The organism is Burkholderia sp. BCC1638 (assembly GCF_902833195.1).
Taxonomy (GTDB): domain Bacteria; phylum Pseudomonadota; class Gammaproteobacteria; order Burkholderiales; family Burkholderiaceae; genus Burkholderia; species Burkholderia diffusa.
Map to the genome: position 1 here is coordinate 26,118 of NZ_CADFEC010000014.1, position 24,502 is coordinate 50,619.

The window sequence follows — 24,502 nt, forward strand, 5'->3', positions numbered from 1 at the left end:
AAACGTTTTCCGGTTCCGTCTGATTCCGCTCGGTTTCGGGCGACGTCCAGGACACTTCAGAACAGATTCAAGGAGATTCGATGAACGCCACATCCACCGGCGCACGCAAGCCGTTCGGGCGCCTGCTGCTGACCGGCGCGGCCGGCAACCTCGGCCGTCAGGTGCGCGGCGCGCTGGCGAACTGGGCCGACGTCGTGCGCGTGAGCGACATCGCCGCGCTGGACGACGCGGCCCCGCATGAAGAAATCCGGGTCGTCGATCTGGCGGACCGGCCGGCGGTGATGGCGCTCGTCGACGGCGTCGACGCGATCGTCCACCTCGGCGGCATTTCGGTCGACGCGCCGTTCGACGATCTCGTCGATGCGAACATCACCGGCACGTACAACCTGTACGAAGCCGCGCGCAAGCACGGCGTGAAGCGCGTCGTGTTCGCGAGCTCGAACCATGCGATCGGTTTTCATCCGGTCACGGAAGTGCTCGACGCCGATTCGCCGCAGCGTCCGGACAGCCTGTATGGCGTGACGAAGTGCTTCGGCGAGTCGCTGTCGCGCTACTACTTCGACCGCTTCGGGATCGAGACGGTGTGCCTGCGGATCGGCTCGTCGTTCGAGGCGCCGAAGAATCCGCGCATGCTGGTGACGTTCCTCAGCTATCGCGACCTCATCGAGCTCGTGCGCTGCTCGCTGCTGACGAACCGCGTCGGGCACGCGATCGTCTACGGCGTGTCGGACAACCCGGTGAAATGGTGGGACAACACGAAGACCGGCTTCCTCGGCTATCGGCCGCAGGACAGCTCCGAGCAGTTCGCCGGGCTGTTCCCGGTGACGGCGCCGACCGCCGAGTATGACGATCCCGCGCAGCGCTACCAGGGCGGCGGTTTCGTCGTCGGCGAGCCGATGGAGCGCAACGCGAAGTAGGCATCGCGGGCGCCGCCGGCGTCGCGGATCAGCGCAGGATGTCCGTCGCCTTGTGCCGTTCGTCCACGCCGTCGATCAGGATCAACGGGCCGCTCGCGTGCCGCGTGCCGCACGTCACGGACATCGGCCGCGGGTGCGGCACGGTTGCCGGCGCCGATTCCAGCTCGGCCGCTTCCTTGCACAGCTTGTCGAGCATGCGTTGCGCGGCGCCCGCGCAATCCTCGCCGGCGGGCTTGTTCGCGATCTCGTCGATCAGCGCCTGCAGGTTGCGCCGGTTCTGCGCGAGCCGCTGTTCGAGCAGCGCGATTTCGTCGACCTTGTGCCGCAACGCCTGCAACAGTTCGTCGCGCGGCCACGCGCCGAGATCGGGCGGCAGCACCGCGCGGATCTCGTCGAGCGCGAAGCCCGCGCGCTGCGCGCGGTCGATGATCGCGAGCCGTGTCAGCGCTTCCGGCCCGTATTCCCGATAACCGTTCGCCTGCCGGCGCGCCGGCTCGAGCAGGCCGCTCGCTTCGTAGAAGCGGATGCGCGACGCTGCGATGCCGCTGGTTCGCGCCAGCTCGCCGATCTTCATCGCTGTGCTCCAGAGGGGCTTGACCTTGAAGCTGACTTTAAAGTTATGGTTGGGCATCGTCAATCGAGGATGTCCACCATGAACCTGTTTGCGCCCCTCACGCTGCCCAATGGCGCGGTGATCCCGAACCGACTCGCCAAGGCCGCGATGGAAGAGAACCTGGCCGATGCGGACCACGCGCCGTCCGACGCGTTGCTGCGCCTGTACCAGGCGTGGGCGGACGGCCGGGCAGGCCTGATCCTGACCGGCAACGTGATGGTGGACGGCCGCGCGATGACGGGGCCGAACGGTGTCGTGCTCGACAGCGACGCGCATCTCGACCGCTTCCGGCGATGGGCGCAGGTCGCGCGCTCCGGCGGCGCGCACGTGTGGATGCAGATCAATCACCCGGGGCGCCAGATGCAGGCGGCGCTCGGCCAGACGACGCTCGCGCCGTCGGCCGTGCCGCTCGCGCTCGGTGCGCTGTCGAAGCAGTTCCCGGTGCCAAAGGAGATGACGGAAGCCGACATCGTCGACGTGCGGCGGCGCTTCGTGCGCGCCGCGCAGCTCGCCGAGCAGAGCGGCTTCACCGGCGTGCAGATCCACGCGGCGCACGGTTATCTGCTGAGCCAGTTCCTGTCCCCGCTGACGAACCGCCGGCAGGACGCGTGGGGCGGCAGCATCGAGCATCGCGCGCGGCTGCTGCTCGACATCGTGCGCGAGGTGCGCGCGACGGTGTCGCCGGCGTTCGTCGTGTCGGTCAAGCTGAATTCGGCCGACTTCCAGCGCGGCGGCTTCAGCGCGGACGATGCGAAGCGCGTCGTCGAACTGCTGAATCCGCTCGGCGTCGACCTCGTCGAGTTGTCGGGCGGCAGCTACGAAGTGCCCGCGATGCAGGGCGAGGCGCGCGACGGGCGCACGCTGGCCCGCGAAGCGTATTTCCTCGAATTCGCGCGGGACATCACGGCCGTCGCGGCCATGCCGCTGATGGTCACGGGCGGGATCCGGCGCCGCGCGGTGGCCGAGCAGGTGGTCGCCAGCGGCGTGGCGATGGTCGGCATCGCGACCGCGCTGTCGATCGAGCCGAACCTGCCGCGCGACTGGCAGGCCGGCAAGGACAGCGCGCCGGCGCTGCAGCCGATCCGCTGGAAGAACAAGGCGCTGGGTGCGCTGGCGAACATGGCCGTCGTGAAGTTCCAGCTCGCGCGGTTGAGTGTCGGGCGGCGCACGCACCCGGGCGTGTCGCCGCTGCGCGCGCTGGTGTCGCAGCAACTCGCCGCGCAGTGCCAGACGCGGCGTTACCGCAAGTGGATGGCGGGGCGGGCGGCGCGCTAGCCGCGAAGGCGTGGCGTCGGGCTGCCCGATGCCCGCTCACACCGGATACGCATCGTCGACCTTCAGGTTCGCGAGCCGGAACAGCGTGCGCAGCGTCTGCGGATGAATGTCGCGGTGCGCGGCGAGCGACGTCAGCATGAAGTCGAGGACCTTCGCGTAGCGCAACAGCACGAGGCAGCGCGCGAGATCCGCGTTGCCGCCGCGCATGCCTTCCGCGTAGTTGACCATCTGGGTCGACAGCGTGCGTGCCATCTCGAGTTCCATCTGCTGTTTTTCCGTCCATTCGGGCTGCGGCTGTTCGAGCAGTTTCGCGAGAAAGATCTGGAACGACGTATCGGATGAGTTGGGCAGCGCATCCATGAAGAGCCTCATAACTTGCGTGGATCGTTCGGGCGTGTCCGATGGAGGCCCCGATCCGGGTTCATGTCCGCGCCGATCGGCGGCGCGATTGTCATCCGATGGGAATGCAGGTTCCGTACCAGCCCCGCGATCGAAGTGTTGAGCAATGTTGACGCGGGGTGCGGCAGCGGTCATCGCGTCCCGCCGATACTGGCTTTCACGAAAAATCGAGAAGGGCGTCCATACGCCGTGCGCGATCGCGAGGGGCAGCGCGGCAGGGGCCGGACGAATGAAATGCTTCATCGATGTAACGTAACGCCGGGCTGAAACGGGCCGTGTGTTTCGTCGACGAACCGGGGGAATGTCGTGTCGCGCGTGTGCCGGTGCCGCTCCGGGCGTCGGCCCGAGGTCGGGACGGTCTCGCGCGGCGAGCCGCGGCGTCACCCGCCTCACGACGAACGCTCGCGACGCATGCGCCGGATGTTTCATATCCGAGACGTCTCGTTCGCCGCATGCCGGATGTGTGCGCAACCTGTGTCACGCGCGCCGCCCAACTGGCCCAGCGAATAACCGGAGAACTGTCCATGGGCAGCCGCGCCGTGTTTGCGAACAATCACCGCATCATCTCCGCGAGGTTCGACATGAGCGTCCACGCCTTCTTCTCGGCCAATCTGCTGCTGGCCTACACGGCCTATTTCGTCGGTACGGCCAGCCCCGGCCCGAGCAATCTCGCGATCATGTCGGTCGCCGCGAACCACGGCCGCAAGGCGGCGCTCGTGTTCGCGCTCGGCGTCATCTCGGGTTCGATGTTCTGGGCGACGGTGGCCGCGCTGGGCGTGTCGGCCGCGCTGCTCGCATGGTCGCAACTGCTGGTCGCGATCAAGCTGTTCGGCGGCGTGTACCTGCTGTGGCTCGCGTTCAAGTCGGGCCGCACCGCGTGGTCGGCCAAGGCGGCGGCCACGCCGAAGGCGACGGCAGACCGGAAGCTGTCGCGCTTCTACGTGCGCGGCGCGATGCTGCATCTGACGAATCCGAAAGCGATCCTGGTGTGGGTGTCGATCGTCGCGTTGTCGTCGAACGGCGCGGGCGCGTCGCACGGCGCGGTCGTGCCGGGCTGCATCGCGATCGGATGCCTGGTGTTCGGCGGCTATGCGCTGGTGTTCTCGACGGACGGCGCACGCCGGCTGTACGTGCGCGGCCGCCGCGCGATGGAAGCGTGTCTCGCCGTGGTGTTCGGCGTGGCGGGGATCCGGTTGCTGGCGTCGAACGTTTGAATCGTGTGAACCGTGTGAGCGGACAGCCCGCACGCGTGCAACCAGACGAGCGATCCGCCGCGCGAACACGCGGCGGATCGGCTTCGGCGCTTCAGAAAATGAAGCCGGTGTTGACGAACTTCGAGTAGTGATCCGACACGATCGAATCGAGCAGCTGCTTGCTGCCGTCGGTCTGCTTCGCCGCGACCATCGAGCGGATCGAGAACGCGCGCAGCGCGTCGGTCACCGACAGCGTGCCTTCCGCCGAATCCTTGCGCCCCGCGAACGGGAACACGTCCGGCCCGCGCTGGCACTGGCAATTGATGTTCACGCGGCACACCTGGTTCACGAGCGGATCGACGAGCGCGCCGATCTGCGCCGGATCGGAACCGAAGATGCTGACCTGCTGGCCGTGCTCCGACGTCGTCACGTAGTCGAGCGCGGTTTCCACGTCGTCGAACGGCGCGACCGGAATGATCGGGCCGAACTGTTCCTCGCGATACAGCTTCATCCCTTCGGACACCGGATACACGACGGCCGGGTAGAACAGCGTCTTGCTGAATTCGCCGCCCGAGTGGTTGACGACCTGCGCGCCCCTGGCCTTCGCGTCGTCGATCGCGTCGGTCATGTATGCGGTGCGATGCATGCCCGGCAGCGGCGTGATGCTGACGCCTTTCTCCCACGGCATGCCGATCTTCAGCTGTTCGAGCGCGGCGGTGAAGCGCTTCAGGAACTCGTCGACGATCGAGCGATGCACGAGCAGCATCTTCAGCGCGGTACAGCGCTGGCCGTTGAACGACAGCGCGCCGAGCAGGCACTCCTTCACGGTGAGATCGAGATCGGCGTCGGGCAGCACGATCGCCGCGTTCTTCGCATCGAGGCCGAGGATCGCGCGCAGGCGGTGCGACTTCGGATGCTGCTTCTTCAGGTGATCGGCGACCTTGCTCGAGCCGATCAGCGCGAGCACGTTGATCTTGCCCGACGCGAGCATGTGCGGCACGACCACCGCGCCCGGCGCGTAGATCGTGTTGATCACGCCTTTCGGGAACGCGTCGCGGAACGCCTCGAGCAGCGGCTCGAACAGCAGCGTGCCGTACTGCGGCGGCTTGAACACCACGGTGTTGCCCATCAGCAGCGCGGGGATCAGCGTCGCGAAGGTTTCGTTCAGCGGATAGTTGTACGGCCCCATGCACAGCACGACGCCGAGCGGCGTGCGGCGGATCTGGCCGATCGTGCCTTCCGCGATCACGAAGCGCGAGTTCGCGTTGTCGAGCTCCTTCAGCGCGTCGATCGTCTGCGTCATGTACGTGACGGTGCGATCGAACTCCTTCTGCGAATCGGCGAGGCTCTTGCCGATCTCCCACATGATCAGGTTCACGACCAGCTCGCGCTGCGCGACCATCCGCTTGATGAAGTCCTGCATGCACGCGATGCGCTGCTCGACTTTCATCGTCGGCCACTCGCCGCGGCCCGAGTCGTATGCGCGCACCGCGGCGTCGAGCGCCGCATCGCTTTCCGTCTCGCCCATCACCGGATAGCTGCCGATCTCCATCTGCGCGACGCTGCCGTCCGGCTGGCGCACGCACACGGGCGACAGCACGGTCTTGGTCGCGCCGTCCCACGGGCGCAACTCGCCGTCGACCAGCGACACGCGCTGGTGGATCGGCGCGGCGAGCCGAAACTCGGCGGGGATGTCTTGATAGGCGGGAAACAGCTGCTGCAGGGAGGCGGAATCGGGCATGACGGTCTCGTTTGACGGGGTGTCCGGGAAGGACGGGCGATGCGGAATCCTGAGCTGAACGATCCTCGATCCTGAATCGGCATCATGACGCGCGGACGAAGCGGCGTCACGCGACGGCGTGGCCGAAACGCGGAATGGAACCAGTTCCATTTAAAAGGAACGCCGAACCGATTGCAAGATTTGCCGAATGCGATCGCACGACGCGTAAGCGATTTGAAGGAATGTGTCCGAATGGCGGGTATAAGCGGCGTAGAGCGTGCGCAAACGTTTCACTTCGGCGGGATTGGGCGGATAATGGCCCGACGCGGCGAAGAAAAAATTGCCCCGGAACCTGAGAGAAAACATACGCAGTGAAGAAAAGAGAGAAGGTCCGCCGCGCTGCCGAAGCGAGGTCGGCTGCCCGGAGCGCCGGGTCGGGGTTGCCCGGCTCGGCGCGCACCGGACTTTGAATGCATCCTGCCTGCCTTACCCCGATCCTTCGCAATCCTCTTCAGCGTTCCTTCCCCGCCGCAGTCTCCCCGAGTCCACCTTTTTTCATAGCGGCTACCGCACGTTGCGGCCGATTGAATCCTTTCGTTTTGATGCGAGCCAAGCGGCTCGATAGCGCAAAACAGAAAGGCATTCGTCAGGAATGTGAGGCGCGAATGCGCGCTCGCGTTGCGGGCAGGCGACACGCCGAAAATTAACTAAAAACACGAATCATTCTCGTTTATTATTTCGCCCCATTACGAGCCGTGATGCCACGTTACGGCTTTTTTCGTGCCGGTCGTGCCGCCCGGCAGGCACGACGGGGCGGTCCTCCGCGCGCGTCGTCTTCCTGAAGGAACGGGCTTCGTCGGTCGATTCGCCACGCGAGTGGCGCGCTGGCCGGACACGTTCCCGTTCGCCGTTTTTATTCGACACCTCTACGTTCACGATGAAACTCAACAAGAGCGCCCGTCATGCGCTTCTGATCGCCACGGCGCTGGCTGGCGCCCGCACTTCGTTTGCCCAGGCGAGCGATGCCGCCGCGACCCTGCCCGCGATCTCCGTCAACGCGGCCGCCGACCACGCGTCGTATGACGGTGGCCGCTCGCGCGCCGCGACCAAGACCGACATGTCGCTGATGGACGTGCCGCAGACGGTGAACGTTGTCCCGCACGCGGTGATCGAGGACCAGAACGCCACGTCGATGCAGGATGCGCTGCGCAACGTGCCGGGCGTCGGCTTCTCGGTGGGCGACGGCCAGCGCGACCAGATCACGATCCGCGGCTTCAACAGCATTACAGACCAGTACGTCGACGGCATTCGCGACGATGCGCTGTACTACCGCGACCTGTCGAACGTCGATCGCGTCGAGGTGCTGAAGGGGCCGGCTGCCGTGCTGTACGGGCGCGGCTCGGCGGGCGGTATCGTGAACCGCGTGCTGAAGCGGCCGCAGGCGAACCCGGTGAACGATGTGGGCGTGACGCTCGGCACGCGCGGCGAGCGGCGCGGCGAGTTCGACCTCGGCTGGAATGCGAACGACGCCGCACGCTTTCGCCTTACCGGAGCAGCCGAAAACTCGAACAGCTTCCGCGACCAGTTTCAGCTCAACCGACAGGCGATCGCGCCGTCCGCGCAGTTCAAGCTCGACAGCGACACGGTGCTGAACGTCGAATTCGACTATCTGCACGATCGCCGTACGTCGGACCAGGGGCTGCCAGCGTACCGCGGCCGGCCCGTCGATGTGCCGATCAACACGTATTTCGGTTCGGCCGATGGGGGGAACAGCTCATACAACGACATCTCCGCGAAGAGCGCGACGGTGTCGCTCGATCGTCGCATCAGCGATTCGTTGTCGTTTCACGGCGCGATCCGTGCGTATGACTTCTCGCTCGAACGCAAGAACTACGTGACGTTCGAGCCGATCAGGACGTCCGCGCATCCGGTCGTCACGCTCGACCAGTCGACGCGCCAGCGCACCGACCACGGCATCGACGGGCTGTTTGAGCTCACGCAGAAGACATCGCTGTTCGGCATGCGTCACGAGCTGCTGTACGGGCTCGAACTCTCGCAGCAGCAGAAATTCGACACGGTCTACAGCGTGACGAAGGTCGCGACCTACGATCTCTTCAATCCGCAGCAGGTGGTCCTGCCCGGCGTGCCGACCGGCGCGCCGGCGAAGACGAACGCGTCGACCGTGGTCGGGCTCACGGGCGTCTACGCGCAGGACCTGATCTCGCTGACCGAACACTGGAAGGTGCTCGCGGGCCTGCGCTTCGACTACCTGAGCCAGATCCGGCATGACTACACGTCGTCGAACGTCAATCTCGACCGGACCGATCACGCGTGGAGCCCGCGCGTCGGCCTGATCTATGAACCGCTCGAATGGCTGACGTTGTACGGCTCGTTCAGCCAGTCGTTCTCGCCGCTGGCCGATACGCTGATCAGTTCCGGCGCGTTCGCGAACGGCGCCGCGCTCGCACCGCAGAAGACCACCGCGTATGAAGTCGGCTCGCGCTTCGACCTTGGCGGCAAGGCGACGGCCAGCGTTGCGCTGTTCGACATGCGCCAGACCAATCAGCAGATCGGCGACCCGGCGAACCCGGGCTATGCGCTGCCGATCGGCACGCAGCACGTGCGCGGGATGGAGCTCGGCTTCACCGGTGAGATTGCGCCGAAGTGGTCGGTGTATGCGGGTTACGCGTATATGAACGGCACGGTTGACGGCTCCCCGCAATCGACGGCGGCCGGCCTCACGGTGTCGAGCAACACGCCGGGGCTGATGCCTCGCCACAGCGCGAACCTGTGGCTAAAGCGCGAGCTGCCGTACGGCTTCTATGCGGCGGCCGGCATGCAGTTCCAGTCGGCGCGCTATACGTCGGCGAGCGATCTGGTCACGCTGCCGTCGTTTACCGTATTCAACCTGGGGGCCGGCTATCGCAGCAAGAAGGTTGACGTGACGCTCACGCTCGACAATCTGTTCAATCGCCGCTACTTCATCGCCGCGCACGGCAACGCGGACCTGTACAACATGCCCGGCGATCCGCGTACGCTGACCGCCACGGTGAAGTGGCACATGTGACGCACGTCACGCATGTGGTGCGCGACAATGCGGGTCATCGTCGTGATGGCCCGTCCCCCGGCCAGACGGGATATGCCGTCTTCGACGGGGGTGCGACGCTCGTGATCCGCGATCTGAATACGGCGTGCCCGGGGCTGGAAACGCCTGACAGTGCGCGGCTGGTGAGGGTCGTCGCGGCCGGTGTGCCGCCGGTGCGGCACGCATGCAATGCCGCCGCGCCGTACCGTAAATAGCCGGAAGCGCTGTTACTCGACGTCCTCGTCATCCTCCGCGTCGCCGTCCTCTTCCCCCTCCCCCTCCCGCCCCGGCGCCGCATACGCGCTCGCCTGCTCCAGCAACCACGCACGAAACGACTCCAGCGGCTTGCTGTGACTGAACTCCGTCGGATACACGAGGTAGTACGCCGAATCGCCGACCGTCGCCGCGTCGCACGGCACGACGAGGCCGAGCTGCTGCAACTGTTCCTCGACGAAGAACTTCGGCACCAGCGCGATCCCGAGCCCGGCCGCGGCCGCGCTGATCAGCATCGTGTGCAGCTCGTAGCGCACGCCCTGCATCGTGCGGATGTCCTCGACGCCATGCGTCTCGAACCACTGCGCCCAAGCGCCGGGACGCGTGGTCGAGTGCAGCAGCGGATACGCCAGCAGATCCTCCACGCGTTCGACCGGCCCGTCGAGCAGCGCGGGAGAGCAGATCGGCACGACTTCCTCGCCGAACAGGTAGTCGGACGACGTGCCGGGCCAGGTCGGCTTGCCGTAGTGGATCGCGGCCTCGAAGTGCGTGTCCTCGAACGAGAACAGGTCGGTGCGGCTGCCCATGTTCACGCGCACGTCCGGCGTGCGGTCGTAGAAACTCTTGATGCGCGGGATCAGCCAGTGCGACGCGAAGGTCGGCAGCACCGCGAGCTCCAGGTAGCCGCCGCCGCTGCCGTGCGCGATGATCGACAGCGTGTCGCGATCGAGCGCCTCCAGCGCGCGCCGCACCTGCGTGCCGTACAGTTTGCCGGCGCGCGTCAGCACGACGCGCTGCTTCACGCGCGCGAACAGCCGCACGCCGAGGCTTGCCTCGAGCGTCGCGATCTGCCGCGATACCGCGCTTTCGGTCAGGAACAGCTCCTTGGCCGCGTGCGTGAAGCTCTCGTGGCGCGCCGCGGCTTCGAAAGCCACGAGCGCACCCATGTTGGGGATCTTGAATTTGCGCATGATGCTCGTTTTGTCTGACGAACGGACCCGCCCGCGGCGGGCCGGAGGACGAATGCGGAGACGGCCGATAATTCCAAAAACTCATCACGTGTCAATTTAATCTCGCTTTACGCCCCGCTGCAACCCTTTGAATAATGCATCCCACGCAAGGCCAGGCGCCCGCTGGGCGGCCGGCCATTCGAGTTGCCGGCACGCTTGCCGGCGGTCCCCCGAACACGAGAATCCTGATGCGCAATCCGAATATCGAGAGCCTGCTGACGAAGCTGCTGGGACAGGCGAAGACCGACGCCCTGTTCGCGACCCTGAACATGCCGGCCATCCTCGACGAATGGGAAACCGACGTCGTCACGCGCGCGGAGATTGCGCAGGCGATGAACATGGCGCTGTTCGAAGGGCTGCTCGAACGTTCGGCGAACGGCCGCGCATACACGGCCGACGCGATCGAAAACGGCGGCTCGGTCTACTTCGACCACGGCGCGCTGCGCACGGTGCGCTGGTCGCACACGGGCGCGCTGCCGCCGGGAGAAGCCGCGTTCACGCGCATCCTGCGTCCGCTCGGCTTCCGCCTGAACGGCCGTTATCCGCTCGACAAGCTCGGCATGACCGGCCGCGCATATGCGCATGAGGACGCGCCGGACGAGATCGCGCAGTTCTTCGTCAGCGAACTGCATCCGGAGCGCTTCTCCCGGGAATTCCAGCAGGCCGTGACGAACGTCGTGAGCTCGTCGCGCGATCCGCTGTCGCCGGCGGCCGTCGCGTTGCTGTGGGAGATCGAGCGCGAAGGCTGGCTGCCGCTCGACGCCGCGCATGCGCTGCTGCCGGAGATCGTCGGCGCGTTCGCGCGTCAGCACGACCTGCCGAGCGAACTCGATTACGAGACTCTGCTGCTCGAATCGGCCGAAATGGCGTGGATCGCGACCGAAGGCAACGCGTTCAACCACGCGACCGATCGCGTGACCGACGTGTTCAAGCTGTCCGACGACGAGAAGGCGAAGGGCCGGCCGATGAAGCCGGAAGTCGAGCGCTCGCGTTCGGGCCGCGTGTTCCAGACCGCGTATCGCGCGGACATCGTCGAGCGCGAATTCCGCACGCGCGACGGCGGGACCGTGAAGCGCAACGTGCCGGGCTCGTTCTACGAATTCATCACGCGCCGCCGCACGTTCGACCAGGCGGCGCGCCGCTGGGTGACGGACCTGCGTTTCGACGCGGGCAACGCGCAAGGCATCTTCAAGATGACGGCGAACGCGGCGAAGTAAGCGCGACGACGCATGCAGACGAACGGGCCGGCGGCTGATGACAGCCGCCGGCCCGTTTGCATTGGATGGGCGCCGCGATCGTCAGAACAGGTGCGTGACCAGATAGAACAGCACCAGCACGCCGAGCGGTACGCCGAGCAGCCATGCGATCAGATATTTGCCCATGTCGTGGTCCTCCGCGTGGCCGCGACGCAGGACGCATCGCGGCGGGGTGAGACGACCGGCGCGTCAAAGCTCGCGATCGAATTCCTTCAACTGCTTCTCGGCCTCGTCGCGCGCGATCCCGTAACGTTCCTGGATCCGGCCGGTCAGATAGTCGCGGTTGCCTTCGGCGACCGCGAGATCGTCGTCGGTCAGCTTGCCCCACTTGGCCTTCAGCTTGCCGGTCAGCTGCTTCCATTGACCCTTGATCTTGTCTTCGTTCATGGTGTGCTCCTGGAGTAAGGGGAAAAAAGCGCGGCGCTCGGCCGCGCGACAGTTCAGGCCTTCGCCTTCAGGCCGGATGCGTCGACGTGCTTCACGCCCTTGATCGAGCGCGTCACGGCGACGGCCTTCTTCACCGCAACCCTCGACGGCAGCACGCCCGTCAGCGTGACGACGCCGTCGACCGTCTTCACGCCGACGTGGATGCTTTTCACGCCATCCGTGGTCGCGAGTTCGCTCTTCACCTTGGTCGTGATCCACGTGTCGGTGACGGGCTGGTTCGATTCGGTCTTCATGCCGTCGTCGGTCGACGACGCCGCCTGTGCGTTCGTGAGCGGAGCGGCGCAAAGCAGGAACGCCGCGCTGACGGCGAGCAGCGCCGACAGGTTCGAGGTCTTGTTCATGGATGTGCTCCTTCGATTGGCGTGGTGGATGGGGAATCTGCGCAGGCGCGCCGCGCGTTACCGCGCGATCGGCGTGTCGTAGCCGGGCTCGCGCGGCGGCATGTCGGGGCGCGGCACGTCGGGCGGCAGCGGCACCGGCGGATCGGTGCCGGGCGAGGGTTCGGGCGGATTGTCCGGGGCCGGCTCGGGGCGCGTCGGATCGGGTGTCTGATGGAGCTTCATCAGGTGATCCTCCTCTGCGGTATGAAAGGGCGGCGCGTGGGCGCCGATGCAGTACCAGCGTACCGGCGCGAATGCACGCGGACATCGCGCAAATTCACCGGATCGGCTAGTGCGTTTGCACGGGGACGGAACGAAGGAGCGGGAACGGGAAGTGCGTCGTGTGCGTGGTGATGCGCGCGATGCGGGATGCCGGCGCGCAAGCCGTGCCGCGCGTGGCTCGGCGGGATGGCGCACGCAGCCTGTGCGGCATGCGAATGTACTATTGCGCATGGTGCATCCGCGCCTGTCGCTTGCGTCGGCCGCACGCGATCATCGCGTGCACGCGCCGGCCGGAGCAGGCTGGCGCGCATCGGCGCGGACGCGACCGACCCGGCAACCCTGTCGACCACGTGGACCACCGACCCATGGACGAACGAGTCAACGAACAGGCGCTCAAGTCGCATACCGACCGGCGCCAGCTGCACCAGATCATCGCGGGGCTCACCGAGGGCGTGATCCTCATCGAACCCGACCAGCGCATCGTGTGGGCGAACGAGGCCGCGCTCGCGATGCACGGCGTCACCGAGCTCGACGCGCTCGGCGCGGACGTCACCGAGTATCGCGAGCGCTTCCGGCTGCGCTACCGGAACAACCATCCGGTGCGCGACGGCCACTATCCGATGGATCGCGTGATCGCGGGCGAGGAATTCGGCGACGTGACCGTCGAAGTCGAATCGGCCGCCGACGAGAACGTGAGCTGGGTTCACCGCATCCGCAGCCTCGTGCTGACGAACGCGGCCGGTGAGCCCGACTGCCTCGCGCTCGTGCTGCACGATGCGACGGAATGGGCGAGCGCCGAGGACCGCTTCGAGCGCACGTTCAACGCGAACCCGGCGCCGGCCGTGATCTGCCGGCTCGACGACCTGCGCTACGTGAAGGTCAATCAAGGCTTCCTCGAGATGACGGGCCATGCGCGCGACGACGTGCTCGGCCGCTCCGTCTACGAACTCGACGTGCTCGAACACGCCGAGCAGCGCGAACTCGCGATCGAGCGGCTGGGCGAGGGCGCGACGATCCCGCAGATGGAGGCCGTGCTCAAGCGCGCGGACGGCGGCACGAAAGCGGTGGTGGTCGCCGGTCAGCCGATCGACATGAACGGCGAGGCGTGCATGCTGTTCACGTTCATGGATCTCGAGCCGCGCAAGCAGGCCGAGCTTGCGCTGCGGCAGAGCGAAGAGCGTTTCGCGAAGGCGTTCCGGATGGCGCCGGTCGCAACCGCGATCGTCACGGCCGACCGCTTCGAGCTGCTCGACGTGAACGATGCCTTCGTCGCGATGGCCGGCCATGCGCGCGACGATCTGCTCGGCAAGTCCGCGGACGAGATCGGGCTGTGGGCCGAACGCGGCGCCCGGCAGTGCATCGACGGCCAGCTCGCGCGCGACGGCAACGTGCGCAACGCGGACGTGCAGATCCGCACGCGCGACGGCGACGTACGCGATTGCGTCGTGTCGGCCGAACCGGTCGCGATTCACGGGCAGGATTGCCTGCTGATCGCGCTGCTCGACATCAGCGATCGCAAGCGCACCGAGATGGAACTCGTCTACGCGATCGAGACCGCGATGCAGGACGCGTCGTGGTTCAGCCGCACGTTGATCGAAAAACTGGCGAACGTGCGCCGCGCGAATGCGCCGGACGCGGGCGCGCAGCTGTCGGACCTCACCGCGCGCGAGCGCGACGTGTTCGACCTGTTGTGTCACGGCCTCGCCGACAAGGAGATCGCCGCGCGCCTCGGGCTCGCGCCGAACACGGTCCGCAATCACGTCGCGACGATCTACGCGAAGCTCGACGTGCATAGCCGCGGCGAGGCGATCGTATGGGCGCGCGAGCGCGGGATCGTCGGCGCATCCGACGCGAACGGCGCACGAGGCGAAAAGGGCGCCGACAAGGGCGGCGCGAACGGCAAGGACTGACGCCGGGCGTCGGGCCATCGGTGCGAATGCACCATGCAGGCTGGTGCATCCGCATCTGCCGCGCATGGCGCGCGGCTGCGATCCTGTCCACTCGGCGGTGCGGCGCAGGCTGCCGTGCCGTCGGCTCTCTCCCCAACTCATCGCAGGAGACGACCATGGACAGGAATCGCATCGAAGGCAAACTCAAACAGGTGAAGGGTTCGGTCAAGGAAGCGCTCGGCAAGGTGACGGGCGACCGCGAGACGGAAGCGGAAGGCGTGGCGGAACAGCAGGCTGGCAAGATTCAGGAGAAGGCCGGCGAGGCGGCCGATGCGGTGCGCAAGCAGACGGGCACCGACAGGCATTGACCGGCCCGGCGCCCGCGACCGAATCGCGCGATGTGCGGTGCATTGCCGCTGCCCGATACGGCGGTGATGCTCCATCTGCATTACCCGGGCAGGCCCGATGCAACGCGGCATGCGCGCATCCCGCTGACATTTCCTCTTCCCGGCCCGCCGTCGCGCGGGCCGCGTGCCCTCGGTAGCGTCGGCACTTGATGATAATTCCTCACAACATAGTTCCGATATTTCGTTTGCTGCACGCGTATTGGCTACCCACAATCGGTTCACCTCTTTCGCGCCGACAGGTTTCCCGGAGACGGAACCGCGGTGATCGACCGGCACGTGATGCGCCATCGGCGGCACGCCGGCGACGGAAAAATCACCGGCACGCGGGAGGTCGCCGGCGCGCGATGATCGCGCGTCGCATCCCGACCCACAGAAGAAGGATTGGCCGATGACGTTCCGCATTCGTTCGCTTTCCGGCATTGCACTGACCGCCGCGATCCTCGCGTTCCAGACCGGCGCGGCCCACGCGCAGGAGACGGTCGTCAAGGTCGGCGTGGCCGTGCCGCTGACCGGCGGCGGCGCCGCATACGGCAAGGACATCGAGAACGGCGTGCGCATGGCCGTCGACGAGGCGAACGCCGCGCACACGACGATCGGCGGCAAGCCGGTGAAGTTCGTCGTCGCGTCGCAGGACGACCAGAGCGATCCGCGCATCGGCGTGCAGGCCGCGCAGCAACTGACCGACGCGCAGGTGGCCGTCGTGATCGGCCACTTCAATTCCGGCACGACGCTGCCCGCGTCGAAGCTCTACGCGAAGGCCGGCATTCCGATGATCACGCCGTCGGCGACCAATCCCGACATCACGCGCGCCGGCCTCGGCACCGTCTATCGCGTGATCGCGACCGACGCGCAGAACGCCGGCAATGCCGGTGCGTATGCGGCGAGCGTGACCAAGGCGAAGCGCATCGCGATCATCGACGACCGCACCGCGTTCGGCCAGGGCGAAGCCGACGAATTCGAAAAGGCCGCGAAGGCGAACGGCGGCACGATCGTCGCGCGCGAATTCACGAACGACAAAGCCGTCGACTTCAGCGCGCAGCTCACCAAGATCAAGAGTACGAATGCCGACCTGGTGTTTTTCGGCGGCCTCGACGCGCAGTCCGCGATGCTGGTCAAGCGCATGCGTCAGCTCGGCATCCGCGCGCAGTTCCTGGCCGGCGGCGGCGTGATGAACGCGAACTTCATCAAGCTCGCCGGCAACGCGGCCGAAGGCGCGGCCGTGTGGGAATACGGGCAGCCGCTCGCGCGTCTCGCGAAAGGCAAGCAGTTCGAAACGAAATTCAAGCAGAAGTACGGCGTCGACATGCTCGCGTATGCGCCGTTCGCGTACGACGCGACGTGGATCGCGATCAACGCGATGCAGAAGGCGAACTCGACGAAGCCGGCCGATTTCAACGGCGCGCTGAAGGGCACGCGCTACGACGGCATCACCGGCACGATCGCGTTCACGAGCACGGGCGACCTGAAGAACCCGAGCTCGACGCTGTATGAAGTAAAGAACGCCGCGTGGCAGCCCGTTACCACGCAAACGGCGGACTGAATACCCGAACGCGCGCGGACTTTCGCGGCGATGCAGGACGTGCTGAAATAGCCGAAGCGATCGGATGCGGTCGCGGCGCACGTCGGGGCGATTCGCCGAGTGGCCTGCTCGCACGACGCCGCGCGCGACGCGGCACGAACAACCTTCGGGCGCGGCCGGCCGGCCGCGCCTTATACGTGTAACTGGAGTCAGTCGTGAGTTCTCAAGTCGTCATCGTCGGCGGTGGTGTGATCGGCAGCTCGATCGCCTATTTCCTGCGCGCTACCGATCCGACGGTGTCCGTGACCGTCATCGAACGCGATCCCACCTATGCGAAGTCGTCGTCGGCGCTGTCGGCCGCGTCGATTCGCCAGCAGTTCTCGACGCCGCTGTCGATCGAGATGTCGCTGTTCGGGATCGACTTCCTGCGCACGATCGGCGACCGGCTCGAGGTCGACGGCACGCGGCCGTCGATCGATCTGCACGAAGGCGGTTACCTGTTTCTCGCGACGCCGGCGGGCGATGTGACGCTGCGCGAGAACCATGCGCTGCAGACCAAGCTCGGCGCCGATATCCGGTTGATGGATCGCGATGCGCTGCGCGCGAAGTTTCCGTGGCTGAACGTCGACGATCTCGTGTCGGGCGCTTATGGCGTGAGCGGCGAAGGGTGGTTCGACGGTTACGGGCTCGTGCAGGCGCTGCGCAAGAAGGCGCAGGCACTGGGCGCGCGGTATGTGCCGGCCGATGTGACCGGCGTCGTTCGCGACGGTCGCAAGATCACGCACGTGGTGACGAACGACGGCGAGCGCTACGCATGCGACACGCTCGTCAATGCGGCCGGCGCGTGGACGCGCACGCTGTCGTCGATGATGGGCATCGACATTCCCGTGTATGCGCGGCGTCGCAGCATCTTCAACGTGTCGTCGCCGGCGAAGCTGACCGATTGCCCGCTGCTGATCGATCCGACGGGCGTGTATTTCCGGCCGGAAGGGCGCACGTACATTTGCGGGACGTCGCCGAGCCCGGATCGCGATCCCGACGACCTGCCGCTCGACGAGGTCGATCACGACCTGTTCGACGAGGTGATCTGGCCGACGCTCGCGAATCGCGTGCCGGAGTTCGAAGCGCTGCGCGTGGAGAACTGCTGGTCCGGGTACTACGAGTACAACGTGTTCGATCACAACGCGATCATCGGATATCACCCCGAACTCGACAACGTCGTATTCGCGAACGGGTATAGCGGACACGGGCTGCAGCAAGGGCCCGCGACGGGGCGTGGCGTGAGTGAACTGATCCTGGGCGGGCGGTATGAATCGCTCGACCTGTCGTCGCTCGGCTGGGAGCGTGTGCTCGAAAACCGGCCGATCGTCGAAAAGAACGTCGTGTAGCGCGGCGTGACCGCCCGGTGTGGGGTGGGCGGGATTCTCCTTGTGTCTCAATCTGATTGGCCCGGCTTTGCCGGGCTTTTTTTCGGAGCGGGATGCCGGATGCGCCGTTCCTGCGCGCGCAACTCACGCCAGCAGGCACGTGATCAGTTCGTGGGTCGTGCGTACCTCGTACTTCCTCAACAAGCTCGCACGATGAATATCGACCGTGCGCGGGCTGATGCTCAGTTCCTTGCCGATTTCCTTGCTGGTCAGGCCGTGAACCAGGAATGCCGCGACGTCGCGCTCGCGATCGGTCAACGTGCTGGCGACGTCGGGATGCTTTGCGTTCTCCGACAGGTCGGTGAAGGTCCAGATGGCCAGCTCGAAGGGCCGCTTCGAGTTGTAGCCGAAGCCGCATACGGTGACCCAGAAATGACTGCCGTCGACGCGACGCATGATGCGGTCATCGCTGAACCCCGCATGTTTCGCGAGCAGCGGCGCGAGGCGGCGGCCCGTCGTCGCGAAGTCCTTCCGCTGCGGATACAGCTTCGCGAACGACTGGTCGACGATGTCGTCGCGGGTGGCCCGGAACAGTTGCAGCGCCTTCTCGTTGCAGTCGACCATGATGCGTTCTCTGGCGACGATGGCCGCGACGGGCAGATGCCTGAAGAGATCTTCGTAGTCGAGGCTTGGCATCGTGTCGGTCATGGTCGGCATCGTGTCGACGGGTCCGAACCGTGTTCGGACCAAGGCTATCGGGCGGGTTTGCTCCTGCCGGATTGTAGCGGTAGCGCCTGCAGGCAACTCATCCGTGGCCCGTGCTCAAACGGCGCCCGAGACGCCGCGCTTGGCGGCCCGAGCGGCGCCCGCGGTCGCCGGACCGGCTTCCTCGAGCGCCGTCTTCGACGTTTCCGGCAGCGCCAGGCCGCCGATCATCGCGAAGATCGACACGGCGATCAGGTAATACGCGGGCGACAGGTTGGTGCCGGTCGCGGCGATCAGCCATGTGGCGACGAGCGGCGCGGTACCGCCGAAGATCGTGTAGGCGAGGTTGTACGTGATCGCCGATGCCGTGTAGCGCGTTTTCGTCGCGAACACTTCCGACATCAGCGGCGCCGTCACCACGCCCGAGAACACCGCGCCGATCGCAAGCAGCGCGACGCCGATCAGCGATTGCGACAGCACGCCCGAGCCGCCGAGCGAGAACGCCGGATAAACCGACACGATGATGAAGATGCCGGTCGTGGCGATCGTCGCGCGGCGGCCGACGAGGTCGGAGAAGAAGCCGGCGACCGGGCACAGGGCCGCGGCGAAGAAGAGCGCGAGCACCGTCACGAGAAGCGACGTGCCGCGAGACAGGTGCCCGGCGACTTGAAGGTAGGTCGCGAAATACGTCGTGAACGTGTAGAACGACAGCGCCGTCACGGACACGAACGCGCCGAGCTTCAGGATATTCTTCGACTGCGAATGCAGCGTTTCCATCAACGGCGCATGCGCGATGTCGTGCTTGCCTTCGAGCGCCTGGAACGCGGGCGTTTCATTCAGGCTGACACGCAGGTAGACGCCGATGAGGCCGACCGGCGCCGCGATCAGGAACGGCACGCGCCAGCCCCATTCGACCATTGCCTGCGACGACAGCGACGATTCGAGCAGATAGGCCACCACTGCCGCGCAAGCGAACGACGAGAAGGTCGATACCGGCACGAAGCTGCCGAAGAAGGCGCGGCGGCGGCGCGGTGCATGTTCCATCACGTACGCGCATGCGCCGGCATATTCACCGCCTGCCGAGAACCCCTGGACGCAGCGAATGATCGTGAGCAGCAACGGTGCCCAGTAGCCGATGCTCGCGTAGGTCGGCAGCAGGCCGATCAACGTCGTCGAGCCGGCCATCATCAGGATCGTCAGCGCAAGGGTGCGCTTGCGTCCGATCCGGTCGCCGATCACACCGAAGACGAGGCCGCCCAGCGGGCGGAACGCGAAGGCCACCGCGAACACCGCGAACGTTTTCAGGAGCCCGACCGTGGGGTCGCCGCTGGGGAAGAATTCGCGCGTCAGGATGGTGGCGAGAAAGCCGTATGCGGCGAAATCGAACCATTCGACGAAATTGCCGATCGACGCTGCGGCGATCACGCGTCGTAGCGTGCGGGTATCGACGTCCTGGGTGGTCATGGTCGTGTCCTCTTCATGTGGGCGCTTGGATTCGCGTCGAAAACCATGGTAGGGACGCCAATTACCTAGGTCCATACGTGTCAATTACCTAGGTAATCGGGGGCGGGGGGCGGGGCCGACGGGTATTGGAACGGGCAACCGGCGTTGCCGTTTTGACGGTGTTTCCGTCCCGCGAGCATGGTTCCGCGCGGCCGGTGAAGAGAATGGCGTCAGAACAGGAGTCCCAGAATTGTCGCCTTGACCGCGGCCTCGGTCTTGTTGGTCGCATTCAGCTTGCGCATCGCATTGACGAGGTGAAACTTCACGGTGCGCTCGTCGACATGCATGATCTTGCCGATCTCGACGTAGGTTTTCCCGGCGGCAGACCATTGCAGCGACTCCCGCTCGCGAGCGGTCAACTCGACGGCATATTCGGGCGCGCGCTGCGCGAGCAGATGCATGCTCATCGCACAGTTGGCGGTGTTCGCGAGCCATGACATCTGGTATCCCTTTTGCTCGAGCTCACACTCGTCGATCGGCTCGCTCGACCGCACCATGGTCACGAGTCCAATCGCGCCGGTTCGGCTGACGGACGGCATGCACCAGCCGTGGCGCAAGCCGAAATGATCCGCCTCCTTCCAGAATTCGATGCTTTGAGTCTGGGTGTCGGCACGCCAGATCAATGGCATCAACTGGCTGAGCCCGTGTCGGACGGTCGGGTCGACGGCAAAGTAGTTCTGACTCACATAACGCGTGACCCACGTCTCCGGATAGTTGGACTGCAGCATGAACTGCGGATTGGTCACCGGGAACGGAATGCGCAGACCGAACGAACAGTACTCGAATCCAAGGGCGCGCACGTCCGCCGAAAACTCCAAAAACACGTCGGCCTCGGATTTTGCCGCGGCGTATCCATTCAGATACTTTTCTTTCCATGCATGCATATCGTTACCTTTGCGGTCAATCGTGCCCCAAGGAATCGTGTTGCCAGGGGCGTTGGCCGGTCCTTCAAAAGTCGTTCAGGGGCTGGTCTCACGCTTCGACGTATCGAGCGGCAAACATGACGTCGAATGCAAATTCTTATTGAATCGATTTCGAGATGGCGTAGGGACTTTCCGTTGATCGAATTTCGGGATCTTGCATGTGGGTAGGTATATATCTGGATCGCACAGAGCGTTTCAATTTCGGGAGTCGCAAATTCGAAAATCCTGGAATTGCTTCATGATCGATGCGTCATCGGGCAATTTCCGCTCGCGGTGACCGTGCGTGATGCAATGGCATTCCCCGGATGGTCTGTAATAATTGTAAATAACCCGTACGTGATGGCAGCGGATATTCAAGTCGTAACAGGAGCGCTACGAGCGTTGAAAGGCCTTGTGGCCGGCTTCTGCTGCTAATCTTGTCAGAACTATGCCGTGCGAATTTTAACAGGTGCCACGTTGTGAGAACGAACATGCCAAAAAAGCTGAATGACGGATATGTGCGATTGACCCTGCCCGCGTTCTACGCGCTGCGTTTCCGTCAACATATGTGTCAGCAAGCCCCGGATTTGCTACATGACTTATGGGGTGAGGGGATCAGCGCCGTCAATGCCGGCTACTACGAGCTGGTCTGCACCGAGACGCAACCCGCCGCGAGCGTCGGCTGCGTATGGTACGTGGCAGCGGGGCGGTCCGACGTGAAAGTCGGGACGGACGACGTCAGCAGCAACGTCATGCTCCTCGACACGGACGGCGACGATTATGGCGCGCGATACAGCCGGGCGTTGATCCAGAACTGGCTGTGCTCGGGAATGCGTCAACGCGAACTTGAATCGGCCATTGTTGCCGATCACTGATTCTGTGTTCAAGGTGCCTCATTATTTCTCGGCGAGTAAATAATGATTCGCCGTTAAAGTCTCGTGCCGCGCAGCCGCCAGTTTCCGCCGATCGTCCTCATCGGCCTCAGCGAAGTTTCGATGGCGGCACGATTATCCATGCCGTGACACGGCACCACGCGAGCCGTGCTTCGAGCCGTTCATGACAGGCGTGCTCGCGATGTTTGTTCGCAAGCGCCCCGCTTCCCCTCGCCAGTTAAATCCAGAATCCGTTTTCCCGCCGGCGTGCTTCAGCCCACTCGGCGCGATGAGCCTCGTCCAAAGCGCGTGACCTGCCCATTCGGGCAGCTATGTTGTCGCGGCAATTTCGGGTTCAATCGCGCTAACAATTCTGAGATGAGAGAGAGGGCTTTCAGATGTTGACTTTATTGTCGGGGCGAAGCGCTGATTTGAGTCGCGAGATGATGTATCGACTCGCGAAGTTTCGGCATAAGGTCTTCATACAGGAACTCGGTTGGTCATTGCCGACTGACAATGGCATCGAATTTGACGATTTCGATCACGCGGACACGCTTTACGTTGTCGCTTGCGATCGCAATAGTGAAATTGTCGGTTGCGGTCGATTGCTGCCGACCGACGAGCCCTATCTTCTCGGTAATGTTTTTTCGGATTTGATGGGCGACGCTTCTCTTCCCCGGGCGCGCGATGTTTGGGAGTTGTCCCGCTTCGCGATGAGCATGCCGCGCGGCGAGTCGTTGACTGCCGAAGCGTCGTGGCAAAACACGCGCGCGCTCATGTCCGAAATCGTCCGCGTCGCGCACGCACATGGCGCGAACCGTCTCATTGCATTTTCCGTGATCGGTAACGAACGGCTTCTGAAGCGCATGGGTGTCAATGTGCATCGCGCCGCGCCGCCCCAAATGATCGAAGGCAAGCCGACTCTGCCGTTCTGGATCGAGATCGATGAACAGACGCGTTCCGCGCTGGACCTCGACGGATCGGAGTACGGCGTGCCGCTCGACATGCCGCGCGGTCTGCGTGCGTCGCATGCGTTCGAGCAAGCCGTGTGATTGGGCGTGCATGCAGTGTTTCAAAAGGTGCGCATGAAGATGAACAGCTTAACGATGTGGCTCGGCAAGTCCCGGTCCGCGAGAGGAATGTGAAATGACGCTTCGAGTGGTGGTAACCGGTATCGGCATTGTGTCTCCGCTGGGTTGCGGCAAGGAATTGGTGTGGCAGCGCCTGATCGGCGGATCGTCGGGGCTTCGCCGGCTCGGTGACGAGATCGTCGGCGATCTGCCCGCCAAGGTCGGCGGGACCGTACCGGCGAAGGCCGACGACCCTGACGGCGGTTTCGATCCGGAGAGCTCGGTGCCGAACAAGGAGCTGAGGAAGATGGACCGCTTCATCCAGATGGCGATGGTTGCCGCGGATGAGGCGCTCGCGGAAGCGGGATGGGCGCCACAGGCGGAACATCAGCGCGAGCGGACGGCCACCGTCGTCGCGTCGGGCATCGGCGGATTTCCGGGCCTGGCCGAGGCGGTGAGAATCGGCGAGACGCGCGGCGTGCGCCGGTTGTCGCCGTTCACCATTCCGTTCTTTCTGTCGAATCTGGCAGCCGGCCAGATTTCGATCAAGCATCAGTTTCGCGGGCCGATCGGCTGTCCCGTGACTGCCTGCGCGGCGAGCGTGCAGGCAATCGGCGATGCACTGCGCCTGATCCGGAACGGCGAGGCCGATGTCGTGCTGGCCGGCGGCGCGGAAGCGGCATTCGACAAGGTGAGCCTGGGCGGATTCGCTGCGGCGAGAGCGCTGTCGACCGGCTTCGGCGATCAGCCGATTCGCGCGTCGCGGCCGTTCGACCGCGAGCGGGATGGATTCGTCATGGGCGAGGGGGCCGCCATGCTGGTGGTCGAGTCTCTCGACCACGCCATCGCGCGTGGTGCCCGCCCGATCGCGGAGATCATCGGGTATGGAACCACGGCGGACGCCTACCACATGACCGCCGGGCCCGACGACGGATCCGGCGCCATGCGCGCGATGAAACTGGCCCTCGCGATGGGCGACATCGCCCCGGAGCAGGTCGACTACGTCAACGCGCATGCGACATCGACGCCGGTCGGCGACTCCGGAGAAATCGAGGCGCTGAAGACGGTCTTCGGCGTGGGCGCCGGCCCGGCGATTTCATCGACCAAGTCGGCGACCGGGCATTTGCTCGGGGCGGCCGGCGCGATCGAGGCGGCGTTCTCCATTCTCGCGCTGCGGGATGGCGTGCTGCCCGGAACGCTGAATCTCGAGCACCCCGACGAGGCGGCCGCCGGACTCGATCTGATCGGCCCCTCTGCCCGGCACGTTCCCGTCGAAATCGCGCTGTCCAACGGTTTCGGGTTTGGTGGCGTGAACGCGTCGGTACTGTTCAAGCGATATCCGTCGGATCGCGCCGCAGGCGCGCATTGAGCAACGCGCACCGGCTTCGCGTACGCGTCCGATTTCGCAAGTACGTCGTGTCGTCCGTGTCCGGCGCTGTGCCATGGTTCGCCGCTTCTTCATCGACTCGATGGTGACGGCGATGGCGAGGTCGCGTCACGTGCCATTCCGGTTCCGATCGTTATCCGAAGGAAATTCT

Annotated in this window: 22 protein-coding genes and 1 pseudogene; 13 read left to right on the forward strand and 10 right to left on the reverse strand. The window is 65.2% G+C overall.

Going from position 1 to position 24,502, the window contains the following annotated elements:
- Positions 1-80: 80 nt before the first annotated feature.
- Complete coding sequence (locus tag HWX22_RS17895; protein WP_175916143.1) at positions 81-917, forward strand: NAD(P)-dependent oxidoreductase; 837 nt, start codon at positions 81-83, stop codon at positions 915-917.
- A gap of 163 nt (positions 918-1,080) precedes the next feature.
- On the opposite strand, the pseudogene HWX22_RS17900 reads toward HWX22_RS17895, so the two are convergent.
- A pseudogene (locus tag HWX22_RS17900) lies at positions 1,081-1,491 on the reverse strand (MerR family transcriptional regulator); the annotation flags it as partial.
- Between the two features lie 78 nt (positions 1,492-1,569).
- On the opposite strand from HWX22_RS17900, the gene HWX22_RS17905 reads away from it, so the two are divergent.
- Positions 1,570-2,805 (forward strand): NADH:flavin oxidoreductase/NADH oxidase family protein, encoded by a 1,236-nt coding sequence (locus HWX22_RS17905; RefSeq protein ID WP_175916144.1) that lies wholly within the window; start codon positions 1,570-1,572, stop codon positions 2,803-2,805.
- A 36-nt stretch (positions 2,806-2,841) separates the two neighbouring features.
- Here the strand turns inward: HWX22_RS17905 and HWX22_RS17910 are convergent, their stop codons facing one another.
- Entirely contained in the window at positions 2,842-3,165 is a 324-nt protein-coding gene (locus tag HWX22_RS17910) for a hypothetical protein (protein WP_059466123.1), read from the reverse strand.
- A gap of 620 nt (positions 3,166-3,785) precedes the next feature.
- Between HWX22_RS17910 and HWX22_RS17915 the strand changes: the two genes are divergently transcribed.
- Complete coding sequence (locus HWX22_RS17915; protein ID WP_059819738.1) at positions 3,786-4,418, forward strand: LysE family translocator; 633 nt, start codon at positions 3,786-3,788, stop codon at positions 4,416-4,418.
- A 91-nt stretch (positions 4,419-4,509) separates the two neighbouring features.
- Here HWX22_RS17915 and HWX22_RS17920 read toward each other — a convergent pair whose 3' ends face one another.
- Positions 4,510-6,138 carry an NADP-dependent glyceraldehyde-3-phosphate dehydrogenase gene (locus HWX22_RS17920; RefSeq protein WP_175906836.1) on the reverse strand — a complete coding sequence of 543 codons (1,629 nt, stop codon included), beginning with the start codon at positions 6,136-6,138 and terminating at the stop codon, positions 4,510-4,512.
- A 916-nt stretch (positions 6,139-7,054) separates the two neighbouring features.
- Here HWX22_RS17920 and HWX22_RS17925 point away from each other — a divergent pair.
- Together HWX22_RS17925 and HWX22_RS17930 are read left to right on the forward strand one after the other, a co-directional pair.
- Complete coding sequence (locus HWX22_RS17925; RefSeq protein WP_175906834.1) at positions 7,055-9,184, forward strand: TonB-dependent siderophore receptor; 2,130 nt, start codon at positions 7,055-7,057, stop codon at positions 9,182-9,184.
- Entirely contained in the window at positions 9,181-9,417 is a 237-nt protein-coding gene (locus HWX22_RS17930) for a hypothetical protein (RefSeq protein ID WP_175906318.1), read from the forward strand. The genes HWX22_RS17925 and HWX22_RS17930 overlap by 4 nt, the downstream gene beginning before the upstream one ends.
- Before the next feature lie 12 nt (positions 9,418-9,429).
- Here HWX22_RS17930 and HWX22_RS17935 read toward each other — a convergent pair whose 3' ends face one another.
- Complete coding sequence (locus HWX22_RS17935) at positions 9,430-10,386, reverse strand: LysR family transcriptional regulator (protein WP_175906832.1); 957 nt, start codon at positions 10,384-10,386, stop codon at positions 9,430-9,432.
- A 227-nt stretch (positions 10,387-10,613) separates the two neighbouring features.
- On the opposite strand from HWX22_RS17935, the gene HWX22_RS17940 reads away from it, so the two are divergent.
- Entirely contained in the window at positions 10,614-11,642 is a 1,029-nt protein-coding gene (locus HWX22_RS17940; RefSeq protein WP_175916145.1) for a DUF1338 domain-containing protein, read from the forward strand.
- A gap of 228 nt (positions 11,643-11,870) precedes the next feature.
- Here the strand turns inward: HWX22_RS17940 and HWX22_RS17945 are convergent, their stop codons facing one another.
- Genes HWX22_RS17945 through HWX22_RS17955 form a run of 3 tightly spaced genes read right to left on the reverse strand, consistent with a single transcriptional unit; the run spans position 11,871 to position 12,691 of the window.
- Positions 11,871-12,068: a CsbD family protein gene (locus HWX22_RS17945; RefSeq protein ID WP_059819717.1), complete on the reverse strand. Its 198-nt coding sequence runs from the start codon at positions 12,066-12,068 to the stop codon at positions 11,871-11,873.
- Positions 12,069-12,121: 53 nt separating this feature from the next.
- Positions 12,122-12,469: a BON domain-containing protein gene (locus HWX22_RS17950; RefSeq protein ID WP_059819716.1), complete on the reverse strand. Its 348-nt coding sequence runs from the start codon at positions 12,467-12,469 to the stop codon at positions 12,122-12,124.
- A 57-nt stretch (positions 12,470-12,526) separates the two neighbouring features.
- Positions 12,527-12,691, reverse strand: a complete 165-nt coding sequence (locus HWX22_RS17955; protein WP_167357956.1) for a hypothetical protein — start codon at positions 12,689-12,691, stop codon at positions 12,527-12,529.
- Positions 12,692-13,095: 404 nt separating this feature from the next.
- On the opposite strand from HWX22_RS17955, the gene HWX22_RS17960 reads away from it, so the two are divergent.
- The 4 genes from HWX22_RS17960 to HWX22_RS17975 all read left to right on the forward strand — a co-directional run bounded on the left by HWX22_RS17960 (position 13,096) and on the right by HWX22_RS17975 (position 17,933).
- A complete protein-coding gene (locus HWX22_RS17960) occupies positions 13,096-14,640 on the forward strand; it encodes a helix-turn-helix transcriptional regulator (RefSeq protein ID WP_175906830.1) in 1,545 nt (514 codons plus the stop codon).
- 155 nt (positions 14,641-14,795) lie between these two features.
- Positions 14,796-14,987: a CsbD family protein gene (locus HWX22_RS17965; protein ID WP_059532268.1), complete on the forward strand. Its 192-nt coding sequence runs from the start codon at positions 14,796-14,798 to the stop codon at positions 14,985-14,987.
- A gap of 427 nt (positions 14,988-15,414) precedes the next feature.
- Entirely contained in the window at positions 15,415-16,566 is a 1,152-nt protein-coding gene (locus tag HWX22_RS17970; protein WP_059819714.1) for a branched-chain amino acid ABC transporter substrate-binding protein, read from the forward strand.
- Positions 16,567-16,760: 194 nt separating this feature from the next.
- On the forward strand, positions 16,761-17,933 hold the full coding sequence (locus HWX22_RS17975; protein WP_175916146.1) for an FAD-binding oxidoreductase: 1,173 nt from the start codon (positions 16,761-16,763) through the stop codon (positions 17,931-17,933).
- A gap of 123 nt (positions 17,934-18,056) precedes the next feature.
- On the opposite strand, the gene HWX22_RS17980 is transcribed toward HWX22_RS17975, so the two are convergent.
- The 3 genes from HWX22_RS17980 to HWX22_RS17990 all read right to left on the reverse strand — a co-directional run bounded on the left by HWX22_RS17980 (position 18,057) and on the right by HWX22_RS17990 (position 21,004).
- The gene (locus tag HWX22_RS17980; RefSeq protein ID WP_059818573.1) at positions 18,057-18,629 is read right to left on the reverse strand and encodes a PAS and helix-turn-helix domain-containing protein; all 573 of its coding nucleotides are present in this window, start codon (positions 18,627-18,629) and stop codon (positions 18,057-18,059) included.
- 105 nt (positions 18,630-18,734) lie between these two features.
- Positions 18,735-20,081 (reverse strand): MFS transporter, encoded by a 1,347-nt coding sequence (locus HWX22_RS17985; RefSeq protein ID WP_175906827.1) that lies wholly within the window; start codon positions 20,079-20,081, stop codon positions 18,735-18,737.
- A gap of 209 nt (positions 20,082-20,290) precedes the next feature.
- Positions 20,291-21,004: a LuxR family transcriptional regulator gene (locus HWX22_RS17990; protein ID WP_059532258.1), complete on the reverse strand. Its 714-nt coding sequence runs from the start codon at positions 21,002-21,004 to the stop codon at positions 20,291-20,293.
- Positions 21,005-21,513: 509 nt separating this feature from the next.
- Between HWX22_RS17990 and HWX22_RS17995 the strand changes: the two genes are divergently transcribed.
- The 3 genes from HWX22_RS17995 (at position 21,514) to fabF (ending at position 24,333) form a co-directional block, all read left to right on the forward strand.
- Positions 21,514-21,897, forward strand: a complete 384-nt coding sequence (locus HWX22_RS17995) for a DUF4902 domain-containing protein (protein ID WP_175906825.1) — start codon at positions 21,514-21,516, stop codon at positions 21,895-21,897.
- A 440-nt stretch (positions 21,898-22,337) separates the two neighbouring features.
- The gene (locus HWX22_RS18000; protein ID WP_244135238.1) at positions 22,338-22,946 is read left to right on the forward strand and encodes an acyl-homoserine-lactone synthase; all 609 of its coding nucleotides are present in this window, start codon (positions 22,338-22,340) and stop codon (positions 22,944-22,946) included.
- A 94-nt stretch (positions 22,947-23,040) separates the two neighbouring features.
- A complete protein-coding gene (gene fabF, locus HWX22_RS18005; RefSeq protein ID WP_175906822.1) occupies positions 23,041-24,333 on the forward strand; it encodes a beta-ketoacyl-ACP synthase II in 1,293 nt (430 codons plus the stop codon).
- Positions 24,334-24,502 lie beyond the last annotated feature (169 nt).

Bases quoted from the DNA above. Each gene is read 5' to 3' on its own strand.
- HWX22_RS17895 (WP_175916143.1), top strand. From the start codon at position 81: ATGAACGCCACATCCACCGGCGCACGCAAGCCGTTCGGGCGCCTGCTG.
- HWX22_RS17905 (WP_175916144.1), top strand. From the start codon at position 1,570: ATGAACCTGTTTGCGCCCCTCACGCTGCCCAATGGCGCGGTGATCCCG.
- HWX22_RS17910 (WP_059466123.1), bottom strand. From the start codon at position 3,165: ATGGATGCGCTGCCCAACTCATCCGATACGTCGTTCCAGATCTTTCTC.
- HWX22_RS17915 (WP_059819738.1), top strand. From the start codon at position 3,786: ATGAGCGTCCACGCCTTCTTCTCGGCCAATCTGCTGCTGGCCTACACG.
- HWX22_RS17920 (WP_175906836.1), bottom strand. From the start codon at position 6,138: ATGCCCGATTCCGCCTCCCTGCAGCAGCTGTTTCCCGCCTATCAAGAC.
- HWX22_RS17925 (WP_175906834.1), top strand. From the start codon at position 7,055: ATGAAACTCAACAAGAGCGCCCGTCATGCGCTTCTGATCGCCACGGCG.
- HWX22_RS17935 (WP_175906832.1), bottom strand. From the start codon at position 10,386: ATGCGCAAATTCAAGATCCCCAACATGGGTGCGCTCGTGGCTTTCGAA.
- HWX22_RS17940 (WP_175916145.1), top strand. From the start codon at position 10,614: ATGCGCAATCCGAATATCGAGAGCCTGCTGACGAAGCTGCTGGGACAG.
- HWX22_RS17945 (WP_059819717.1), bottom strand. From the start codon at position 12,068: ATGAACGAAGACAAGATCAAGGGTCAATGGAAGCAGCTGACCGGCAAG.
- HWX22_RS17950 (WP_059819716.1), bottom strand. From the start codon at position 12,469: ATGAACAAGACCTCGAACCTGTCGGCGCTGCTCGCCGTCAGCGCGGCG.
- HWX22_RS17955 (WP_167357956.1), bottom strand. From the start codon at position 12,691: ATGAAGCTCCATCAGACACCCGATCCGACGCGCCCCGAGCCGGCCCCG.
- HWX22_RS17960 (WP_175906830.1), top strand. From the start codon at position 13,096: ATGGACGAACGAGTCAACGAACAGGCGCTCAAGTCGCATACCGACCGG.
- HWX22_RS17965 (WP_059532268.1), top strand. From the start codon at position 14,796: ATGGACAGGAATCGCATCGAAGGCAAACTCAAACAGGTGAAGGGTTCG.
- HWX22_RS17970 (WP_059819714.1), top strand. From the start codon at position 15,415: ATGACGTTCCGCATTCGTTCGCTTTCCGGCATTGCACTGACCGCCGCG.
- HWX22_RS17980 (WP_059818573.1), bottom strand. From the start codon at position 18,629: ATGCCGACCATGACCGACACGATGCCAAGCCTCGACTACGAAGATCTC.
- HWX22_RS17985 (WP_175906827.1), bottom strand. From the start codon at position 20,081: ATGACCACCCAGGACGTCGATACCCGCACGCTACGACGCGTGATCGCC.
- HWX22_RS17990 (WP_059532258.1), bottom strand. From the start codon at position 21,004: ATGCATGCATGGAAAGAAAAGTATCTGAATGGATACGCCGCGGCAAAA.
- HWX22_RS17995 (WP_175906825.1), top strand. From the start codon at position 21,514: ATGCCAAAAAAGCTGAATGACGGATATGTGCGATTGACCCTGCCCGCG.
- HWX22_RS18000 (WP_244135238.1), top strand. From the start codon at position 22,338: ATGATGTATCGACTCGCGAAGTTTCGGCATAAGGTCTTCATACAGGAA.
- fabF (WP_175906822.1), top strand. From the start codon at position 23,041: ATGACGCTTCGAGTGGTGGTAACCGGTATCGGCATTGTGTCTCCGCTG.